Raw genomic sequence first — 18,083 nt, forward strand, 5'->3', positions numbered from 1 at the left:
GATGAGTGTGGAGCAGGCGGCCCTGCCGTTGGATGAGGTCGCTCCGTGGGCGGGCGACCGTTATCGCAGCGATCATCTCCTGTTGGCGGAGATGATCAAGCCAGGTTCAAAGGTTCTGGACGTCGGTTGTGGCGACGGCGACCTTTTGCAGCTGCTCGAGACGCGGGGCATCGATGGCCGCGGCATCGAGCTGTCGCGGGAGGGCGTCAATCGTTGCGTGGCCAAGGGTCTTGCAGTGGTGCAGGGCGACGCCGATACCGACCTTATCAACTATCCCGACGACGCCTTCGACTACGTCATCCTGTCGCAGACCTTGCAGGCCACACGGCAACCGAAAACAGTGCTGGAAAATCTGCTACGGATCGGCCGGCATGCCGTCGTTTCGTTTCCGAATTTCGGCTATTGGAAGATGCGTGTTCAGCTTCTGATCGGCGGCCACATGCCGCGCACGGACAACCTGCCGGCGACATGGTACGACACCCCGAATATCCATTTCTGTACCATCAAGGATTTCGTCCAGCTCTGCGACGAGATCAACGTCAAGATCGAGCGTGCGGTCGCGCTCAATCTTTACGGCCGGCCGCTGCGGTTCAACGCGCCCTGGTGGTTTTGGAATATGTTCGGGGAGCAGGGAGTGTTTCTGCTTAGCCGGCTGGAGAAGATCGCTCAGGCTTCGACAAAGGACGAGTAAAGGTATTTTTCGTCCACTCCGCTCAAAATTTGGGTCGATCGCGTTCGTGATTATGGATCGATCGAGCTTCCTGAATGGATCGAGTTCCACGCTCCAGGGCTCGAGGAACCGGTTTGCGGCGCAACGTGGCCAGTACCCGGGCGTCTTATAAATGGGCTTGGTAACTTACGCCTATCGCAAAATACCTTTTTAAAACATCAATTTGGAAAAACACCGCACTCTACCAAAGGCGTGTTGCACCGCAGATATGCGCTACGCGCAATGCAGGTATGACTTCAAAAAGGCTGGCCCCCGTGATTTTAAGGCCCGCGTTTTCTCGGCACGACATAAGAGCGGAGTTCACCGTGACGCGTGTGGGGAAGTGGGAGGTGTCACAGGGGAGCAAGTATGTTCCAGTTAGTTGCGTTGCGCTCGTTGCCGCGTATTTTGGCACTGGCGGTGTGTTTCTTGGCCGTGGTCGCTTTTGCGATACCCGCCTCGGCTAGACCTTATCATCGTGCGGGACATTACGCGCACGTTCACTATAAACACCATCATTACGTTCACCGGCATTATCGTCATCACAGATACCGCTACACGCGGCGATCTCACGAGTGGAGGGACGCCAACGCCGCCTTGACTCCGGGAACGGGATTTTCAGGCGGAGGCTTGGTCTCGAATGTTGTTGCGGAAGCCCGGCGCTACATCGGAGGTAACCCCACCGGTCGTAGTCGGCTCTGGTGCGCGCGATTCATGAACATGGTTCTGAAGCGCGCTGGACACCAGGGGACGGGCTCCGACATGGCGCGTTCATTCGCGCATTACGGGCGGCGAGTCTCCGGCCCACAGGTCGGTGCCATCGCCGTCATGGGCCGACGCGGCGGTGGCCATGTCGGCGTCGTCAGCGGTATCGATCGGCGTGGTAATCCCATCATCGTCTCGGGCAATCACGGCCATCGCGTCGCGGAGTCGGTCTATCCGCGCGGCCGCATCTACGCCTACGTCGTACCGAACTGAGGCATATGATGCCGTTTCGCCCTCTCCTGCAAAGGAGAGGGTTTCGCAGTGAACGAGGACGGGCGGGGGCACGTTTCGACGGGCTCCCGCGCTCCGCACGGACGTCGTCCCTGCGGCGGAGCAGGAGTGGAAGGAAGAACCGCGGTCTCTCGTTTACGCGAGCGATTCCGGAAGCGTTTCGACTTTATCGTCGATCCTGATCGTGCCGCCGGTGACGACTTCCGCATAAACCCCACAATCGCAATGCCCCAGCGTTCGCATCAACGTGCGCGGAATGTCGAGATCGCGTGCCGCGGTTTCCGGGTCGACGTTGGTGGCGGTGCATCGGACGATGCGCTTGACCACCTTGAGCCGGATGTCGCCGATCGCGAGTGTGCGCTCCAGCAAGTCGAGCTCGCTCCAGGCCGGCCAGCCTCGGACGTACAGGTTGGCGCGGAAGCGTAGCGGGTGAACCGGCTGCTCCACCATTTTTTCGATCGCGGCGACACTCTCGAGATTGATGATCGAAACCACTTTCCTTGCGACGTCCGAAAAGCTGTGTCCGTTGCCAACGAGAACCTGAGGCGGTCCCCTCAGTTCCTGCGAGAAGTTGGCGGCGAAGAACCGTTCGACCGCGGCGCGGCCCTCGGCTGTTCCGAGGTCGGCGCGCACCACCTCCTCGCCGCCAGTCCGGATTGTCAAAACTCGGCTGGTGTCGTCATAACGGCTGTGGAGTGTAGCGAGCCGCTCGTCGCGCATCAGCATCAGAAACCTGGATTTTGGGAAATACCGAGGCACGGCGGGGTCGAATCCGGTCGGACCGTTCTCGATCGCATAGCTGCGGTCGCCAGAAACGGTCTCGCCGGGGGTAAGCATCGCGTGTTGCAAAGGTTCGGCGGACAGACCTTTGACGGGATAGCGGTAAAGGGCGGTAACGGCTGCATTGGAAATTTCGGACATGGTGTTCTTTAAGAGATTCCTGCGAGCCTTGCCATCGCTTCGAATCTCCGAACCATGCCCCTTCATTTCCTGGGAGCGTATTCCTACATTTGTCACCGCCGGAACGATCCGGCGTCGACCGCTGCCGGTTGAGGAACGTCAATGCGGTGGCGGAACCCCAATGAGGATGCTGCTTTCGTGCCTTCGGGGCGAAGGCGGTAGGCCGAGGGAGATTTCCATGAACGTTGAAAAATATACCGAGCGGGTGCGCGGGTTCATCCAGTCGGCCCAGTCGTTGGCGATGCGCGAAGGCCACCAGCAGTTTACGCCGCTGCACATTTTGAAGGTGCTGCTCGACGACACCGAAGGCTTGGCGGGAAGCCTGATCGATCGCGCCGGCGGAAATTCGCGCGCGATCCTGAAAGCCACCGAAGCCGAGCTCAACAGAATGCCGAAGGTGTCGGGCGCCGGAGCGGGCCAGATCTATCTGGCGCCGGCCACGGCGCGCGCGCTCGATGCCGCGGAACAGGCGGCCGAGAAGGCCGGCGATAGCTTTGTCACGGTGGAACGGCTGTTGCAGGCGCTGTCGCTCGACAAGGACAGCGACACGTTCAAATTGCTGAAGGACGGCGGCGTCACGCCGCAGAACCTCAACGCGGTGATCAATGCGCTGCGCAAGGGGCGGACTGCGGATAGCGCCACGGCGGAAAATGCCTATGACGCCCTGAAGAAATACGCCCGCGACCTGACCCAGGCGGCGCGCGATGGCAAGCTCGATCCGGTGATCGGCCGTGACGAGGAAATCCGCCGCACCATCCAGGTGTTGTCACGGCGCACCAAGAACAATCCGGTGCTGATCGGCGAGCCGGGCGTCGGCAAGACCGCGATTGCGGAAGGCCTGGCGCTGCGCATCGTCAACGGCGACGTGCCGGAAAGCCTCAAGGACAAGAAGCTGCTCGCGCTCGACCTCGGATCGCTGATCGCGGGCGCGAAATACCGCGGCGAGTTCGAGGAACGGCTCAAGGCGGTGTTGCAGGAAGTCACGTCGGCGGACGGCGGTATCGTTTTGTTCATCGACGAAATGCACACGCTGATCGGCGCCGGCAAGGCCGATGGCGCCATGGATGCGTCGAACCTGTTGAAACCCGCACTGGCGCGCGGCGAATTGCATTGCGTCGGTGCGACCACGCTGGACGAGTACCGCAAGCATGTCGAAAAGGATGCGGCGCTGGCGCGGCGTTTTCAGCCGATCTTCGTGTCCGAGCCGACGGTCGAGGACACCGTCTCGATCCTGCGCGGACTCAAGGACAAGTATGAGCAGCATCACGGCGTCCGTATCGCCGACAGCGCGCTCGTTGCTGCCGCCACGCTGTCCAACCGTTATATCACCGACCGCTTCCTGCCCGACAAGGCGATCGACCTCGTCGACGAAGCGGCAGCGCGGCTGAAGATGCAGGTCGACTCGAAGCCGGAAGAACTCGATTCGCTCGACCGCGAGATCGTGCGGCGGAAAATCGAGCAGGAAGCGTTGAAGAAGGAGAACGATCTCGGCTCCAGGACGCGCCTCGCGAATCTCGAGAAAGAGCTGGTTGGTTTGGAAAAGCAATCGGTGGATCTGACCTCGCGTTGGAACACCGAGAAGAACAAGCTGTCTGACGCCGCGAAGCTCAAGAGCGAACTCGATCAGGCGCGAATTGAACTCGCCAACGCGCAACGACGCGGCGAATACCAGAAAGCCGGCGAACTGGCCTATGGGCGGATTCCGGAGCTCGAAAAACGTCTCACGACCATCGAGGCCGGCGAAGACAGTACGATGATGAACGAGACGGTGACGCCGGACAGTATCGCTCAGGTGGTGTCGCGCTGGACCGGCGTTCCCGTCGACAAGATGCTCGAGGGCGAGAAGGAAAAGCTGCTGCGCATGGAAGAAAGTCTTGCGGCGCGGGTCGTCGGGCAGTCCGAGGCCGTGCACGCGGTCGCAACTGCGGTTCGTCGTGCTCGCGCGGGCCTGCAGGATCCCCACCGGCCGATGGGCTCGTTCATGTTCTTGGGGCCCACCGGCGTCGGCAAGACCGAACTGACCAAGGCGCTTGCCGCATACCTGTTCGACAACGAGACCGCGATGGTTCGCATCGACATGTCCGAATACATGGAGAAGCACTCGGTGGCGCGGTTGATCGGTGCGCCTCCCGGCTATGTGGGTTATGACGAGGGCGGCGCGCTCACTGAAGCGGTGCGGCGGCGTCCATATCAGGTCGTGCTGTTCGACGAAATCGAGAAGGCGCACCCGGACGTATTCAACGTGCTGCTGCAGGTGCTCGACGACGGTCGCCTGACCGACGGACAGGGCCGCACGGTGGATTTCCGCAACACGCTGATCATCATGACATCGAACCTTGGTTCGGAATTCCTGGTCAATCAGCCGGAAGGCGAAGACTCCGGTGCGGTGCGCGAGCAGGTGATGGAGATGGTGCGCGCGCATTTCCGTCCTGAATTCCTCAATCGCGTCGACGAGATCATTCTGTTCCATCGATTGCAGAAGAGCGAGATGGGCCGGATCGTCGAAATTCAGTTCTCAAGGTTGCAAAAGCTGCTGGAAGATCGCAAGATCGTGCTCGATCTCGACGCCGCGGCACGCGACCGACTGGCCGAGAAAGGCTGGGATCCTGCCTACGGCGCGCGGCCGCTCAAGCGCGTGATCCAGCGCAGCGTGCAAGATCCGCTGGCTGAAATGATCCTGGCGGGCACCATACACGACGGTGACCATGTCGCGATTTCGGTCAATGACGGTGTACTTACCTTCAATGGCGAGGCGCCGCTGGCTGCCAATATCGAGCAGTTCGCGCGGCCGATGCCCAGGCGCAAGCTGCACTGAGACACGTGTCAATCCTCCCTGCATCGCAGGGAGGATTGGACATTGCTGTCGGCCGGTGACGCTAACGCGAGCGGGATCGACCCGGTCCTGCATCGGTTTTCATTCCGGCGAAGATCGCTCACGCTGACGCTGGTAATGCACGCTTCCGGAGTACTCGCCCGAGTTATCGCTCGAAACGCCTTGCACGTGTAGGACCGGCTAGGACCGGTGTGATCCACATGATGCCGGTGCGAATCCCATAAATGCTCCCCCATGCAATGCTAAAAAAGGCCGAGGGGATGAAATAATCGTTTCGCTGCCGCCGCTCGCCGAAGGGTATTATTCTTTTTTTCAATAACGCATTGTTTTCTCTGTCAAACTAACCCTATTCAAGGGTCCGAATTGTCGAAACTGACGCGAAAATGTATCCGTTTCGCGCAGCGTCTCGATCCGACCTGTGAAGCCTCAATTGCGGCGGCCGGCAGTTCGCTCCCGAGGTTAGCTTGCGATGACAAAATTGGAATTTCCAGGTTCAGCACTCACGACGGATCAGTGGACGCAGGTCAACCAGCTCGCGACGTCTCTCAGTCATGAACAGGCGATCTGGATCAGCGGCTATTTTGCGGGCCTCAGCCATCGGGCGCGAACTGGCGATGCGGCAGCGGAAGTCGCGGAGCTTGCACCTCCGTCGCAGAGCGGCCCCACCGCCACCTTCGCGACGCGGCTCCTGACGGTCCTGTTCGCAAGCGAGACTGGAAACTGCAAGACGCTCGCCAAAGCGCTCGTCGACAAGGCCACGGCCAAAGGAATCCAGGCGCGTCTTGCCGACATGGCGGATTACAAGACACGCGGTCTCAAGGACGAACAGGATCTGCTCGTCATCACCAGTACTCACGGCGAGGGCGATGCGCCGCAGACCGCCGTCGGTTTCTTCGAATTTCTGGAAAGCCGCAAGGCGCCGAAGTTGCCGCAGCTGCGCTATGCGGTGCTGGCGCTGGGCGATTCGACCTACGAAAAATACTGCGAGGCAGGCAAACGGGTCGACCGGCGGCTCGAGGAGCTGGGTGCGCAGCGCCTGGCCGATCGCGTCGATTGCGATGTCGATTACGAGGATGCTGCAGACGCCTGGATTGCATCGGCCGTCGCCAATCTCGCACCGGCAGCGCAAGCGCCAGTCTCTGCGTCGGCGGCTACGACGCGGAGCGATGCGCCGTCGTCAGCGGCATTCGACAAGAAGCATCCGTTTCAGGCCGCCGTTATCGACAACATCGTGCTGACCGGGCGCGGATCGTCCAAGGAGACCCGCCATATCGAATTGTCGCTTGCGGACTCCGGTTTGACCTATCAGCCGGGCGATGCGCTGGGTGTCGTGCCGCGTAACGATCCGGCGCTCGTAGAGGCCACACTTGAGAAATTATCGCTGTCTGCCGATACCCCTGTCACGGTGAAGCAAGGCACGATAAGCCTCGGCGAGGCGCTGAGCGGAACGTTCGAGATCACGGCGCTCACTCCGCGCTTTCTCGATCATTGGGCCGACCTCACGGGCTCCGATGAACTGCAGGCATTGCGCGCGCCCGATCAAAAGGAGGCGCGCGCCGCCTTCCAGCACAACCATCACATTTTCGATGTCGTTAACCGGTTTCCGGCGCCAGGCATCGATGCCGCACAATTTGTCGCAGGCCTTCGGCCGTTGCAGCCGCGCCTCTACTCGATCGCCTCGAGCCTTGCCGCCGCTCCGGACGAGGCGCATCTTACCGTCAGCGCGGTGCGATACATGCTGCACGACGTTCCGCGCACTGGCGTTGCATCCGGTTATCTCGCCGCGCGCACCGAGGCGGATGCCACGGTTCCAGTCTATATTCAGTCCAACGATCACTTCCATCTGCCGGATGACGATGTGCCGATCCTGATGATCGGTGCCGGCACCGGCGTCGCGCCGTACCGGGCCTTCATGCAGGAGCGTGAAGCCCGCGGCGCGTCCGGCCGCTCATGGCTGTTTTTCGGCGAGCGCAATTTCCGCAGCGACTTCCTCTATCAGGTCGAGTGGCAGGACCTGATCAAGAACGGCGTGCTCAGTCGTCTCGATCTGGCGTTCTCGCGGGACGCCGCGCCAAAAACCTATGTGCAGGATCGTCTGCGCCGCCAGGGCCGTGATGTTTACGCGTGGCTCGAGGAAGGCGCATACCTCTACGTCTGCGGCGATAGCGCCCACATGGCGCCTGATGTCCATGCGGCGCTGACCGATATCGTTGCCGAGCATGGCGGCCTCGATCGTGACGAGGCGGGCGCCTATCTCTCGGCGCTGCAACGTGATCGCCGTTATCGGCTCGACGTTTATTGAGGCCAATTTGGTGGACGCAAAAACACAACCCGATCGCAGCCGCGATGTCTCGCAGCCGCTCGACAAGCTTGGGCCGGATGAAACGCTGAAAGCCAATAGCGATTATCTGCGGGGCACGATCAAGCAGAGTCTCGCCGACGAGATCACCTCGGCGGTGACGGCGAACGACGCCAAGCTGATGAAGTTCTTCGGCATCTATCAGCAGGATGACCGCGACATTCGTGACGAGCGCCGGCGTCAGAAATTGGAATCGGCGTTCTCGTTCATGGCGCGTGTGCGTCTGCCGGGCGGGGTCTGCACGCCAGGTCAATGGCTGAAGCTCGACGATCTTGCGCGCAACTACGCCGGCGACACGCTACGGCTGACCACGCGCCAGACGTTCCAGTTTCATCGTGTGATGAAACACGACCTGCGCACCCTTATGCAGGGACTACGTGACGTCCTTCTCGACACCAAGGCGGCCTGCGGAGACGATACCCGCGGCGTCATGAGCACGGTCAATCCTGATCTCTCGAAACTACACGCCGAAATTTATGCGCTTGCCAAGCAGGCCAGCGACCATGCGGTTCACAGGACGGGTGCCTACAAGGAAATCTGGTACGGTGCCGAGCGCGAGGAAACGGACGCTCCCGAGGAGCCGTTCTACGGGCGCACCTACATGCCCCGGAAGTTCAAGATCGGATTTGCGATCCCGCCCAGCAACGATATCGACGTCTACGGCCAGGACCTTGGCTTCATCGCCATCGCGCACCGCGGCAAGCTGAAGGGCTTCAACGTCGCCATCGGAGGTGGCCTTGGCCGGACCGATCAATCGCCAAAGACCTATCCGCGCCTTGCCAGCGTGATCGGCTATATCGACGCGGACAAGCTGTTTCCCACGATCGATGCGGTGATGTCGGTCCAGCGCGATTACGGTGACCGTCTCGACCGCTTGCATGCTCGTTTCAAATATACCATCGACGAAAAGGGCCTCGACTGGATCAAGGCGGAAGCCGAGCGTCGTCTCGGCTTCGCCTTCAAGCCTGAGCAGCCCTACACCTTTACCTCGAACGGTGATCCGCTCGGCTGGGTCAAAGGCGAGGACGGTCGCGAGCATTGCGTCCTCTACATCCAGAACGGCCGCGTCATCAACACGCCGAACTATCCGATGATGGATGGCTTGCGCGCTATTGCGCAGGTCCACAAGGGTATGTTTCGCGTCACGCCGAACCAGAATCTCATCATTGCCGATATCGCTCCTGAGGATCGGGCCGAGATCGAAGCGCTGATGAAGGAATATGGTCTCGATCAGTTCGAGACCCGTAGCGGCTTGCGCCTCAACTCGATGGCCTGCGTCGCGCTGCCGACATGCGGTCTGGCGATGGCCGAAAGCGAGCGTTACCTGCCGGATCTCGTGACCAAGATCGAGGCTATCCTTGGCGCTTATGGGCTCAAGGACGATCCGATCACCATCCGAATGACCGGGTGCCCGAATGGCTGCGCACGCCCCTATATCGCCGAGATCGGCCTCACCGGACGCGCGCCAGGCAAGTACAATCTCTATCTCGGCGGCGGCTTCCATGGCGAGCGGCTCAACAAGATGTATCTGGAGAATGTCGGCGAACCCGCGATCCTCGAAGCGCTCGACAAGACGCTCGGTCACTATTCCCGCGACCGCAAACCCGGCGAACACTTCGGCGACTTCGCCATTCGCGCCGGCTATGTCGTAGAGGTGAAGGAAGGGCGTTTTTTCAACGATTAGGCCGATTGCGCCTGAGTTTTTGTTCAAAGCGAGAACAGAACGCGTCGCGTTCCATGCGGCGCAAGCTCCTTGTGACCGCGCAACGCGAATTGCGTTGGCCTCCCAGGATCGTTGTGTTTCGAAGGAAGTCCCTTAAATTTGCAAACGGCTGACCGGCGCGATATCCCGGATGGGATCGTGCCGGCCCTCGCATTTTTATTGAAAGTTCACGAACGTCATGTCCGAATCTATGAATCCGAGAACGGTCGCGGCTGCAAACGGCATCGCGGCGGAAGATACTTTCGGAGCGGTGACGCCGCCGATCTGTCTGTCGAGCACTTTCACTTGGCCCGGATTTGGGCGCAAAGGTACGCACGATTACACCCGTACCAGTAACCCCACCCGGACGCTGCTGGCCGACACTCTTGCCAAACTCGAGGGCGGCGCGGGAGCGGTGGTGGTGTCGTCGGGCATGGCCGCGATCGATCTGGTGCTGTCGCAACTCTCACGCGACGACATTGTGGTTGTGCCGCATGATTGTTACGGCGGTACGCATCGCCTGCTTCTGAACCGCCGCGACCGCGGCCATTTCAAGGTGGCCTTTGTTGATCAGAACGACCAGGCGGCGCTGACATCTGCTTTGAAGGACAAACCCAAGCTCATCTTGATCGAGACCCCGAGCAACCCCTTGATGCGCATCGTCGACATCCGGGCGATCGTCGCGCAGGCAAGGACGGTCGGTGCCAAGGTGGCTGTTGACAATACCTTCCTGTCGCCGGCGCTGCAGCGACCGATCGCGCTGGGCGCCGATTTCGCCGTTCACTCGACGACGAAATATCTCAATGGCCACTCGGACATGGTCGGCGGCGCAGTGATCGCAGCCGATCCCGGCGATGCCGAAGCCTTGACGACCTGGGCCAATATCGTTGGCACGACGGGGGCGCCGTTTGATTCTTATCTGGCGCTTCGCGGGGTCCGTACGCTGTTTCCGCGCGTGGAGTGTCAGCAACGCAACGCGCAAGCGGTTGCTGAGTTTCTTGTCTCACACCCCCTTGTCGCGGCATGCCACTATCCGGGATTACCCTCGCATCCGGGTCATGCTGTCGCTAAAGCGCAGCAATCCGGCTTTGGCGCGATGCTCAGCTTCGAGTTGAGAGGAGACGAGGTGGAGGTTGGCCGCTTCGTCGAGGCCGTGCGGCTTTTCAGCTTTGCGGAGTCGCTCGGTGGCACCGAGAGCCTGGTGGCTCATCCAGCCACGATGACCCATGCCGGAATGTCGGAGGAAGCGCGCGAGGCCGCCGGCATCACCAGCGGTCTCATACGGCTTTCGATCGGCCTGGAGGATGCCGCCGACTTGATCGCCGATCTGGACCGGGCTCTTGCTGCGACCGATCGACCGGTTCGATCGAGTGCGAACGTCTGAGCCACGACGCCAGAGTTATCCGCACGGCAAAACGCGGAGCCAACTGGCTCCGCGGCAAATGATTTGAAAACGCTAGCGTCGTGCCGATCGAATCCCGGCCGTTACGGACAGGGATGACGGTATCCATCGGTGCCAAGATATGTTCCGGATGCCGGATCGTAGGAACGGAAGCGCTGCGCGCAATAGGCCACATTCTGTTGCGCAGCCGCGGCCGCATTGGCCTGACCGGCAGCAATCGCGCCGCCGACAATGGCGCCAGCCGCCAGGCCGCCGATCAACGCTGCTCCATTGCCGTAGCCGTAGCCGTAGCCAGGACCATAATATCCGCGACGATAATAATACTGAACGGTCTCGATTGAGGACGGGGCAGCCTTGCTCATGTTGGACTGAGCCATGAGCGGTGCTGAGGTCGCCGGAACGGAAAATGTGAGTGCAAAGGAACCAGCAAACAGCGCCGTCAACAGGATTTTCGATCGCATCATTTAAGCTCCTCAACGGTAGGAATATTGGCCAAAGACATTTGTTCTATTTATTTCAAAGTGTCAGACATTTAAGGCGTCACAAATCAGCGCGGCATCAGATTGCCGCGAGCGGCCGTAATTCATGTGACGATCATCGTACGTTAGTGCTCGATGGCCGCTTCATGGTTCATTTTTTAGTTCGATGACGAATATAATCGCAAGCTGGCCTGTTTGTGTGGATTTGCTCATATCAAGGTAAATCTCATTGGTGACGCTTCGCGGTGAAGCTATCCTGCTTCGTGTCCCGGATTTGATCGTTACACCACGACGCTCAGCCGCTTTGCAGCGCGGGTGATGCCCGTGTAGAGCCATCGCGCGCGGCTGTCCTGAAATGCGAAGCTCTCGTCAAACAGGACCACGTCGTCCCACTGCGAACCCTGCGACTTATGCACCGTCAGGACATAGCCATAGTCGAACTCGTCGTAAGGTTTACGCTGTTCCCACGGAATATCCTCGACGCCTCCGGCGAAACAGTCCTGTCGCACCGAGACTTTTGTCACCTTGTGTGCAAATTCCTCGTCGGGTGACAGACGCATCGTGATGATCTTTGACTTTGAGGTGGCGCGCGATTTCACACGCCACAGTCCGCCGTTAAAGAGCGCCTTCTTGCGGTTGTTGCGCAGGCAGACCAGCTTGTCGCCCGCCACTGGCAGCGGATCCTCGATGTTCTGCCGTTGCCGAAATCGCATGTTGTAGGAACGGCGGGTGTTGTTGCGCCCGACCAGCACCTGGCCGGCAGCCATCACGCGTGCCGGATCGAGATCGCCGCGCGACACCACCTCGCTTTCGCCGTAGCGGCCGATGTCGAGTTCGCGACCCTCGCGCACGTCCATCGACATCCGTACGATCGGGTCGTCCTGGGCCTGACGATGAACCTCGGTCAGCATCGCATCCGGCGCGGCATTGGTGAAGAAGCCGGCGCCCTGAATCGGCGGCAATTGCGCGGGATCGCCCAGCACCAGCAGCGGACAGTCGAACGACATTAGATCGCGGCCGAGTTCCGCGTCGACCATGGAGCATTCATCGATCACGATGAGCTTGGCCTTGGAGGCGGGCGCATCGTCCCATAGCTCGAAGCTCGGCTGCTCCTCGCCGGATTCGCGGGCGCGGTAGATCAGCGAATGAATCGTTGATGCGCCGTCGCAGCCCTTATTGCGCATCACCAGCGCGGCCTTGCCGGTGAAGGCCGCGAACTTGACCTCTCCATCGACGCCGTCAGCGATGTGACGCGCCAGCGTGGTCTTGCCGGTTCCGGCAAAGCCGAACAGGCGAAATACCGGAGGCGTTCCGTTCTTGCCGGGTTTGGCTTTGAGCCAATCGGCGACGGCTTTCAGCGCTGTATCCTGATGCGGTGTGAAGGAGGCCATGATTTCGAAGACAAAGGAAGCCGGCGAACGATGCCGCGATTCGATCTTCGAAAGCTAACCATTCGCGGGGCGAGCGCAAGACGCATTACCCTCGCGGTGAATCGGGTTGTCAGGCCGTTGCGACGAATGCGCGATGATCGCCGTTGCCGGGGGGCGTGATTGCGACGCCATCGTCGGCGTATTCATTCAGCTTGTTGCGCAGGGTGCGGATCGAGATGCCAAGGATGTTGGCGGCATGGGTCCGGTTGCCGAGGCAGTGCTTCAGCGTTTCAAGGATCAGGTCGCGCTCGACGTTGGCCACGGTACGACCGACCAGCGCGCGTGTCACCTGCTCGGCGGCGAGTGTGGCATGGGCCACGGCCGGCGCCGTCTTGGCGAGATCAAGACGGTCGCCTTCCGGCGTCAGGATCGCGTCGGCGCCGATTTCGTCGCCACTGGCCATCAGCACCGCGCGGTGGATGGTGTTTTCCAGCTCGCGGACATTGCCCTGCCAACGGTTGGCGGTCAGCACGCGCTGCGCGTCCGCCGAAATCGGACGTACCGGCACGCCGTTGGCCGCAGCATATTTTTTGGCGAAGTGCTGCGCCAGTTCGAGAATGTCGGCGGGACGCTCGCGCAGGGACGGTATCTTCAGGTTTACGACATTGAGGCGGAACAGCAGATCCTCGCGGAAGGTGCCCTGCCGCACCGAGTCCGCCAGGTTGCGGTTGGAGGTGGCGATGATGCGGATATCCACCGGCACCGGCCGGGTGCCGCCGACCCGGTCAATCACGCGTTCCTGGATGGCGCGCAGCAGCTTGGACTGCAGCCGGACGTCCATTTCGGATATTTCGTCGAGCAACAGCGTGCCGCCGCTGGCCTCCTCAAATTTGCCGATCCGGCGCGCGATAGCCCCGGTGAACGCGCCTTTCTCATGGCCGAACAGCTCGGATTCCAGAAGGTGCTCCGGAATCGCTGCGCAGTTGATCGAGATGAATGGCCGTTTGGCTCGGTTCGAGCGCGCGTGCACATAACGCGCCAATACCTCTTTGCCGGTCCCGGACTCGCCGGTGATCATGACCGAGGCGTCGGAGCCTGCGATCTGCTGCGCCAGCTTGATGATCCTGGCCATCGCCTCGTCGCGGTAGACGAGATCGCGGGAATCGTTTGCCACCGCGGCGATTACCGCCGCGATGAGTTCCGGGTCCGGCGGCAGCGGGATGTATTCCTTGGCCCCGGCGTGGATCGCCGCGACCGCCGCGCGAGCGTCGCTGATGATGCCGCAGGCCACGATCGGGACGTGAATGTGTTCCGCCTCGAGTCGAATCACGAGGTCGCGGATATCGAGACCGACATCCATCAGCAGGAGATCGGCGCCCTTGCCGCCGCGAAGCACGGCCATTGCCTGTTCGTTGCCGGCCGCGTGGGTGACGGAGGCGCCATTATCCATGGCGATCTTGGTGGCGGTTGTGAGCTGGCCCTTCAATGTGCCAACAATGAGAAGCCGCATGGATCTGCTCCTGTTATGTATCCAGCGCTCGCAGCGCTGGCGGTCAGGCTTTCTCGGCCTTGATGATTTCGGTCATGGTCACGCCGAGCTTGTCCTCCACGAGAACCACCTCGCCCCGCGCCACGAGCCGGTTATTGACGTAGATATCGATGGCCTCACCGACACGACGATCGAGTTCCAGAACGCTGCCGGGCCCGAGCTTGAGCAGCGCGCCGACGTCCATCTTGGAGCGGCCGAGCACGGCGGACACCTGCACCGGAACGTCGAACACAGCCTCGAGGTCGGAGGCGACCCGCGAGACCTGCTCGTCCTCGCTGTATCCAACGTCGTCGATTGTCGGCGCATCGGCGGCGTTGAGGTCGGGAAGCGGAACCTGGGTGTCGTTATCGCTCATTGTTCGCTACCATCTCAGGGAGTGCCGTTCGATTTACGTGTCGTCATGTAGCCGCGCACCAGTTCGTCGATCTTGGCGTCGATGGCCGCCCGTTCCAGCACGATCCCTCCGTCGGCCCATTCGATCTTGCAGTCGCCGGTTGCGACATCGGGCTCGGCGAGAATGACGAGTTGTCCGGCGAACCCGCTCTGTTTTGCCATACACTCGATCTGACTGCGTACTGCGTCGTAGAGTTGATCGTTGATCCGGACCACGAGATGCGGCGTGGCCACCAGGTGCCGGAAACAGTCGCGGACTAGCGCGATGATTTCCGCCGGTCGCTCGGCCGCGATCAATTCGCTGCACAATTTGCGCGCGACCGCGATGGCGACATCGACCGCTTCGGTCTCCATTCGCATTTCGACGCCCGCGAAACGTTGGGCGATTTCCTTGATACCCGCGGCGCTGCCCTCGATCGCCAGCGCCACGCGGTGATCGCACTGCACCTTGGCTTCACGCTGCGCGGCCTCGAAGCCCTTTTTATAGGCCGTGGCTTCCGCGGCCGCGATCTGCTGTGCGATTTCCAAAGCCGTAGGCGCCCGCTCCCGGGATTTATGCGGAGCCGAGAAGTCCGTATCGAACAGAAATTTTGCCGGACCGTTCATCAGTACACCAGCTCGTCGTCGGCGCGGTTTTTCGACAGCATGATTTCGCCCTTGGCTGCGAGGTCCTTGGCGAGATTGACCAGCAGCGCCTGCGCTTCGTCGACGTCGCGCAGCCGGACCGGCCCAAGCGCCGCCATGTCGTCCATCAGCATCTTCGCGGCACGGGATGACATGTTGCCCATGAAGAAGGCGCGCACCTCTTCGTTGGCGCTCTTCAGCGCAATACCGAGCTTGTCCTTGTCGACGTGGCGCATCAGGGTCTGTGCCGAACCCGCATCGAGCTTCACGAGATCGTCGAACGTGAACATCAGCGCCTTGATGCGTTCGGCGGACTCGCGGTTCTCCTCTTCCAGCGAGGTGATAAAGCGGGTCTCTGTCTGACGGTCGAAATTGTTAAAGATTTCCGCCATCACCTCGTGGGCGTCGCGGCGGTGGGTCTGCGACAGGTTGGACATGAATTCGCTGCGGAGCGTTTGCTCGACGCGCTCGATCACTTCCTTCTGCACCGCTTCCATCTTGAGCATGCGGCCGACCACATCGAACGCCATGTCCTCGGGGAGGATGGCCAGCACCCGCGCGGCATGTTCGGGCTTCAGCTTCGACAGCACCACTGCGATGGTTTGCGGATATTCGTTCTTGAGATAGTTCGCGAGAACTTCCTCCTGAACGTTTGACAGTTTTTCCCACATGTTGCGACCGGCAGGGCCCCGGATTTCATCCATGATTCCGGTCACGCGTTCGACGGGGAGATATTGAGTCAGAAGCCGCTCGGTTGCATCGAAATTGCCCATCAGCGCGCCCGACGCCGACATCCGCGAGACGAATTCGAGTAGCAGATCTTCAACCACATCGGCCTCGACCGTGCCGAGGGTCGACATTGCCAGCGACAGGTCACGCACCTCGTCATCGTCCAGCATGGCCCAGACCTTGCCGCCGTACTGTTCGCCCAGCGCCAACATCATCACCGCCGCCCGTTTTGGCCCACTCATCGGCTTGGACTTGGGACGGGCGCTTTGCCGGCTCGCAAGCGTGGCAACGACGCTGTTGATGTCGTTGGCGTTTGGGTTGGTGGTGGTTTGCGGTACGGACATGTCAGATTATGCTGGTTCGGCAAGCCATTGACGGATGATGGATGCAGTCTCGGCCGGGTTGCGCTCGGCCAGTTCGCCGACCCGGTGCACCGACTGGGCGTGGACTTGTCCCTGCACCTGGGCAACGTCGATCAATTGTGCGGTGGCGTTGCTGCCGGGAATGAGATTCTGTCCTGGTTCTGCTGGGTGAGCGCTGGCGTCGGCCGGGACCGGGAGCGCGGCCGGTTGCGCGCTGGCCGGGGCCGGCTCCGAGGCCAGGATTCGCTTGACCAGCGGGCGGATCACCATGAACACCACCACGAGACCAAGCAGCGCCATGACAGCAAGTTCGACGACGTACATCACGTCGTCCTTCGTCAATGCGATCATTCCGAGCAATCCTGCCGGCTCACTGAGCGGCACGACAGCGGGCGGCTCGGCGAATTTGAGGTTGACGACCTCGACCTGATCGCCGCGCTTCTGGTCGAAACCGATAGCCGAGCGCACCAACGTGGCGATGCGGTCTAGCTGCTCCTTGCTGCGTTCCGCGTAGACCGTCTGACCCTGCTCATTCTTGGCATAGGTGCCGTCGACAAGGACAGCGACCGAAATGCGGTTAACGCGGCCCACCTCGGTCACCTCGGTCTTGGTGGTGCGGGAAATCTCGTAATTGTTGGTTTCTTCGCTCTTCTTGCTCTGGTCGCGCGCCGGGTTCGGATTGTCCGATGGCTGATTGCCGGGCAGTTCGTTGTTGACCGTGACCTGGCCGTTGTTCTCCGCGGTGGTGGAGGACTCCTCGCGGGTCTGGCTGGATCGCAGCACCCGGCCTTCCGGGTCGAACTTGTCCGAGGTCTGGGTGATCTTGTTGAAATCGAAGTCGGCGGAGAGCTCGACGCGGGCACGGCCACTTCCAACCACTGACGATACGATTGCCTCGACCTGATGGCGCATCCGGTTTTCGAATGCGTTGCGTCGCTCGTCTCCGGTCACGCCGTCGGCATCGGTCGCCGATCCGTCGGCAAGTAACTGGCCGGATTCGTCCACGATGGAGACCCGCTGCGGCTTCAGTCCGTTGACGGCCGAAGCGACAAGATGGCGGATAGCACGTATCTGTTGCGGTTCGAGGCCGCCGCGGACACGCACCACGATCGAAGCCGAGGGCTGAGGCGCTTCGCGCGTAAAGAGCGGCCGCTCGGGCAGCACCAGATGGACGCGGGCGTCCTGAATGCGGTCGATGGCGCGGATGGTGCGTGCGAGTTCGCCTTCCAGTGCGCGCAGACGATTGATGTTCTGGACGAAGCTGGTCGTCCCGAGCGCATCCGATTTGTCGAAAATCTCATAGCCGACGCCGCCACCCTTGGGCAGCCCCGCCTCGGCGAGCTTCATTCGCAGCCGCGTGACCTTGTCCTTCGGCACCATGATCACGGCGCCGTCGTTACGAAGCTCGTAGGGAATCGCCTGACGTTCGAGATCCTTGATGATGCCGGAGGAGTCCTCAACGCTGAGATCGGTGAAGAGGGTCGTCATCTGCGGCGTCGTGACGCGTACGATGACGAACCCGAAGAAACCGATCAGCACGGCGGTGACCGCGACCATCGCCATCAGCCGGGATGCTCCCAGGCCTTTCAGAAATGCCAGCAGACCTTGCAACGAAC

Annotated in this window: 14 protein-coding genes; 6 read left to right on the forward strand and 8 right to left on the reverse strand. The window is 61.1% G+C overall.

The genetic code is table 11. The features are described 5' to 3' along the window. Position 1 precedes the first annotated feature (1 nt). Together metW and ACZ5IL_RS03830 are read left to right on the forward strand one after the other, a co-directional pair. On the forward strand, positions 2–691 hold the full coding sequence (gene metW, locus ACZ5IL_RS03825) for a methionine biosynthesis protein MetW (protein ID WP_464595262.1): 690 nt from the start codon (positions 2–4) through the stop codon (positions 689–691). Between the two features lie 387 nt (positions 692–1,078). Continuing rightward, positions 1,079–1,687: a TIGR02594 family protein gene (locus ACZ5IL_RS03830; protein ID WP_464595263.1), complete on the forward strand. Its 609-nt coding sequence runs from the start codon at positions 1,079–1,081 to the stop codon at positions 1,685–1,687. Positions 1,688–1,840: 153 nt separating this feature from the next. Here the strand turns inward: ACZ5IL_RS03830 and ACZ5IL_RS03835 are convergent, their stop codons facing one another. Then, complete coding sequence (locus ACZ5IL_RS03835) at positions 1,841–2,626, reverse strand: MOSC domain-containing protein (protein ID WP_464595265.1); 786 nt, start codon at positions 2,624–2,626, stop codon at positions 1,841–1,843. A gap of 217 nt (positions 2,627–2,843) precedes the next feature. On the opposite strand from ACZ5IL_RS03835, the gene clpB reads away from it, so the two are divergent. From clpB to metB, 4 genes are all read left to right on the forward strand, one after another. After that, on the forward strand, positions 2,844–5,480 hold the full coding sequence (gene clpB, locus ACZ5IL_RS03840) for an ATP-dependent chaperone ClpB (RefSeq protein WP_464595266.1): 2,637 nt from the start codon (positions 2,844–2,846) through the stop codon (positions 5,478–5,480). A gap of 487 nt (positions 5,481–5,967) precedes the next feature. Next, positions 5,968–7,800, forward strand: a complete 1,833-nt coding sequence (locus ACZ5IL_RS03845; protein WP_464595267.1) for an assimilatory sulfite reductase (NADPH) flavoprotein subunit — start codon at positions 5,968–5,970, stop codon at positions 7,798–7,800. A 10-nt stretch (positions 7,801–7,810) separates the two neighbouring features. Beyond that, positions 7,811–9,541: an NADPH-dependent assimilatory sulfite reductase hemoprotein subunit gene (locus ACZ5IL_RS03850; protein ID WP_464596803.1), complete on the forward strand. Its 1,731-nt coding sequence runs from the start codon at positions 7,811–7,813 to the stop codon at positions 9,539–9,541. 217 nt (positions 9,542–9,758) lie between these two features. Next, positions 9,759–10,943, forward strand: coding sequence for a cystathionine gamma-synthase (gene metB, locus ACZ5IL_RS03855; protein ID WP_464595268.1), 1,185 nt, complete (start codon positions 9,759–9,761; stop codon positions 10,941–10,943). 101 nt (positions 10,944–11,044) lie between these two features. On the opposite strand, the gene ACZ5IL_RS03860 is transcribed toward metB, so the two are convergent. The 7 genes from ACZ5IL_RS03860 to fliF form a co-directional block, all read right to left on the reverse strand. Continuing rightward, positions 11,045–11,425 (reverse strand): BA14K family protein, encoded by a 381-nt coding sequence (locus ACZ5IL_RS03860; protein ID WP_464595270.1) that lies wholly within the window; start codon positions 11,423–11,425, stop codon positions 11,045–11,047. A gap of 296 nt (positions 11,426–11,721) precedes the next feature. Then, complete coding sequence (locus ACZ5IL_RS03865) at positions 11,722–12,831, reverse strand: ATP-dependent DNA helicase (RefSeq protein WP_464595271.1); 1,110 nt, start codon at positions 12,829–12,831, stop codon at positions 11,722–11,724. A gap of 109 nt (positions 12,832–12,940) precedes the next feature. Next, complete coding sequence (gene flbD / locus ACZ5IL_RS03870) at positions 12,941–14,320, reverse strand: sigma-54-dependent transcriptional regulator FlbD (RefSeq protein WP_464595273.1); 1,380 nt, start codon at positions 14,318–14,320, stop codon at positions 12,941–12,943. Between the two features lie 43 nt (positions 14,321–14,363). After that, the gene (gene fliN / locus ACZ5IL_RS03875; RefSeq protein WP_079445741.1) at positions 14,364–14,714 is read right to left on the reverse strand and encodes a flagellar motor switch protein FliN; all 351 of its coding nucleotides are present in this window, start codon (positions 14,712–14,714) and stop codon (positions 14,364–14,366) included. Between the two features lie 14 nt (positions 14,715–14,728). Further along, complete coding sequence (locus tag ACZ5IL_RS03880; RefSeq protein WP_464595275.1) at positions 14,729–15,358, reverse strand: FliH/SctL family protein; 630 nt, start codon at positions 15,356–15,358, stop codon at positions 14,729–14,731. Beyond that, on the reverse strand, positions 15,358–16,449 hold the full coding sequence (fliG, locus tag ACZ5IL_RS03885; RefSeq protein ID WP_464595277.1) for a flagellar motor switch protein FliG: 1,092 nt from the start codon (positions 16,447–16,449) through the stop codon (positions 15,358–15,360). The genes ACZ5IL_RS03880 and fliG overlap by 1 nt, the downstream gene beginning before the upstream one ends. Positions 16,450–16,455: 6 nt before the next feature. After that, a complete protein-coding gene (fliF, locus tag ACZ5IL_RS03890; protein WP_464595278.1) occupies positions 16,456–18,078 on the reverse strand; it encodes a flagellar basal-body MS-ring/collar protein FliF in 1,623 nt (540 codons plus the stop codon). Positions 18,079–18,083 lie beyond the last annotated feature (5 nt).

This window comes from Nitrobacter sp. CN101, from assembly GCF_055390255.1.